A 2,327-nucleotide genomic window follows, 5' to 3' on the forward strand; every position below is an offset into this window, starting at 1 on the left:
GTGAGCGTAACGCCAACCACACATTCCAATCCTAACTGATCAACTTTACCCTGTCTGCTATTATCAACTGCCAGGGTAATCATCATGCACCGCACCAAAGAACAATGGTTGGCCTTGTTTGCCGAGCAAGCCCAAAGTGGCCTCACCCAAACAGAATTTGCAAAACGTCAGGGGATCATTCCCACTTATTTTAGTTATCGCAAGCGCCAGTTGTTAGCGTTTCAGGATGATGACAGCGGCTTTGTTGAGCTGACGCCACAGGGCTTGCTGCTGAATCAATCCATTTTGCTACGCAAGCGCGATGTCGAATTGCAGTTTCCTGCCGGCACCGATGCGCTGTGGTTAGCAGCCTTACTCAGAGCGCTTTGACCATGAAAATGTTCATCGATGTGCCCAAGGTCTATTTGCATAAACAGCCGGTCGATTTTCGTAAATCCATTAATGGCTTATCGTTGCTGGTAGAGCAAGAGATGCAGCTCTCACCTTTTAGTGGCGCTTTGTTTGTGTTTTGCAATCAGCAGCGCACCCGGTTAAAAGTGCTGTACTGGGATAGCACCGGGTTTTGCCTGTGGTACAAGCGACTTGAAAAAGATAAATTCCGCTGGCCAAGGCAGATGCCGGGCAAAATACTGTCTATTAGTGAGCAGCAGTGGCATTGGCTGTTGCAAGGTGTCGATATTCAAAAAATCACCGCGCATCAGCCACTGCATTACCAGAGTGTCGGTTGATATGCCGATCGGCTATAAATCCTTTTGATCGCAGCCAAAACAATCTAAATCTTACCAAGCACTTAGCTTAATTGGCCGTTACAATAACGGCCATGAAAAAGATACCTGAAACCCTACCTGACGACGTTGAACTGCTCAAGAAAATGCTGCTTGAGCAGACTGCGCTGCTTGCCAAGCATGAGAAAAAACTCACGCAAAAGGACAAACGCATCGCCAAACTAGAGCGGGTTAATCAGCAGCTGTCAGATAAGTTGCAGCAATTGCTAGAGCGTTACAACCTGGCGCAGTACCATAAATTCAGCCCCACCAGTGAGACTTACGAAGGCGATGGTGAAGTCTTAAATGAGGCCGAGCAGCTTATTGAAGACGAGCCGCCTGCTACTGAGGCAGAGACCGCAGAGAAAACTACTAAACCACGCCGGCCGCGCATTGCCCCTGAACTGCCCCGTGTTGACGTTATCCATGACATTGACGATAAAACCTGTGCCTGCTGCGGCTATGCCCTGCATCAAATGGGTGAAGAGGTCAGTGAGCAAATTGAATTCGTGCCAGCGCAAATCCGGGTGCTTAGAAACGTCCGGCTGAAATACAGCTGCCGGCAGTGTGAGACCAATGGCACAAAGGTCGACATTAAAATTGCCGATGTGCCACCGGCAGTTATCCCGAAAAGCATGGCAACACCAAGTCTGCTTGCCCAAATCATCAGCAGCAAAATGCACTATGGCTTACCGCTATACCGACAAGAGCAGTTGTTTAATCAGGCGGGTATTGAGCTTAGCCGTCAAACGATGAGCCGCTGGCTGATAACCTGCGCAGAGAAACTTAAACCGCTACTGGCGTTAATGAAAACTGAGCTTCTTAAACAGCCGGTGCTGTGGGCAGATGAAACTACTGTCAATGTGCTGGATGTTGAGAAAAGCACCTGTTACATGTGGGTGTATGGCTGTGGCTTAGAGAAAAGTACTGGCCCTAAGCTGGTGTTGTTTGATTACCAGGATAGTCGTAGTAGTCAACATCCAACTGACTTCCTGGCGGGGTTTACCGCTTACCTGCAGGTTGACGGTTATGCCGGGTATGAGAAAACCAACGCAACCTTAGTGGGCTGTATGGCGCATGCCCGACGCAAGTTCGTCGAAGCGCAAAAAGCGCAGGGTAAAGGCAAAACGGGTAAGGCAGATGTGGCTCTTAACCATATTCAGAAACTCTATGCACTGGAGAGTAAATTAAAAACCGCGCCGCCTGATAAGAAATATGATGCCAGACAAACGCTGGCCAAACCGCTGCTAGAGCAATTCAAAAGCTGGCTGGATAAATCAAGCGAGAGTGTCGTAAAAGAAAGCCTGCTAGGGAATGCGATAACCTATAGCCTGAACCAGTGGCCCAAGCTTATCCGCTATCTGGAAGATGGTCAGCTGAATATCGACAACAACCGTGCTGAGCGTGCCGTCAAACCGTTCGTCATTGGCCGCAAGGCGTGGTTGTTTGCCAATACCAAGACGGGTGCACAAGCGAGTGCGGCACTGTATAGCCTGGTCGAGACCGCCAAAATCAACGGACTGGAGCCGTATGATTACCTATGCCGCTTGTTAACCGAGCTAC

3 protein-coding genes are annotated in these 2,327 nt (G+C 49.3%); all 3 read left to right on the plus strand.

Annotated elements, in window-relative coordinates; genetic code table 11:
- Window positions 1-84: 84 nt before the first annotated feature.
- Window positions 85-369 (plus strand): IS66 family insertion sequence element accessory protein TnpA, encoded by a 285-nt coding sequence (gene tnpA / locus V7D78_RS17125; RefSeq protein WP_333609663.1) that lies wholly within the window; start codon window positions 85-87, stop codon window positions 367-369.
- 2 nt (window positions 370-371) lie between these two features.
- Entirely contained in the window at window positions 372-728 is a 357-nt protein-coding gene (tnpB, locus tag V7D78_RS17130) for an IS66 family insertion sequence element accessory protein TnpB (protein WP_333609664.1), read from the plus strand.
- A gap of 92 nt (window positions 729-820) precedes the next feature.
- Window positions 821-2,327, plus strand: a 1,507-nt coding sequence (gene tnpC, locus V7D78_RS17135) for an IS66 family transposase (RefSeq protein ID WP_333609665.1), incomplete at its 3' end; no start/stop codon positions are given.

It is taken from the genome of Arsukibacterium sp., from assembly GCF_036735525.1.
Classification (GTDB): domain Bacteria; phylum Pseudomonadota; class Gammaproteobacteria; order Enterobacterales; family Alteromonadaceae; genus Alishewanella.

Bases quoted from the DNA above. Each gene is read 5' to 3' on its own strand.
- tnpB (WP_333609664.1), top strand. From the start codon at position 372: ATGAAAATGTTCATCGATGTGCCCAAGGTCTATTTGCATAAACAGCCG.
- tnpA (WP_333609663.1), top strand. From the start codon at position 85: ATGCACCGCACCAAAGAACAATGGTTGGCCTTGTTTGCCGAGCAAGCC.